1 protein-coding gene is annotated in these 593 nt (G+C 46.9%); it reads right to left on the reverse strand.

The features are described from left to right. Positions 1-204, reverse strand: a 204-nt coding sequence (locus E1189_RS24740) for a hypothetical protein (RefSeq protein ID WP_230459960.1), incomplete at its 3' end; no start/stop codon positions are given. Positions 205-593 lie beyond the last annotated feature (389 nt).

The following is a 593-nucleotide window of genomic DNA, read 5'->3' on the forward strand; positions in this document are numbered from 1 at the left end:
CGCCTGGATGCGCAGCCGGGTATAGATGTCCCGAGCTGTTCTCAGGTTGTCCATACCCCCCATAATCTGGAGATGTCTGCCTAGAGCTAACCCGTTGGTTTTTTTATCATTGGGAGAGGCTGAGTAGTGTTCATAAAGGTGCTGGAAGAGTGGTAAAGCTTCCGTTAAACGGCCTCTCGCCTGTAAAGCTCTGCCTTTTGCCATCATCACGCCTTTATTGTTTTGCAAGGCCTCTGAAAGAGAATCGACGTATCCAATACACCCATCAAAATTCTCAAGAAGAAATAAGCACCTGGCTTTTAATTGCACAACACGAGTATATTGCTGCAAGTCTCCCTCATATTTTTTTAATAGCGCTTCTGTCTTATCTAATGCCCGTTGAGGGTTGGTTTTCATAAGACGGAAGCCCTTATTTATATCCTGACATGTCTGTATATATAAGTGCTGGGTACGGCGTTGTGAAAGCTGGTGGTACTCAGGGTGACCAGTACTCCCCTGGTATGGAAAACCTTGTGTGGTGGGGATATTGGGCAAATTCCCACCTGGATAGCTTTGTCTGTGAAGAGGGGGCGCCTGCCAGTAATAACCGCCTT

Origin of the sequence: Parendozoicomonas verongulae (assembly GCF_009711465.1) — a bacterium.
Taxonomy (GTDB): Bacteria; Pseudomonadota; Gammaproteobacteria; order Pseudomonadales; family Endozoicomonadaceae; genus Sansalvadorimonas; species Sansalvadorimonas verongulae.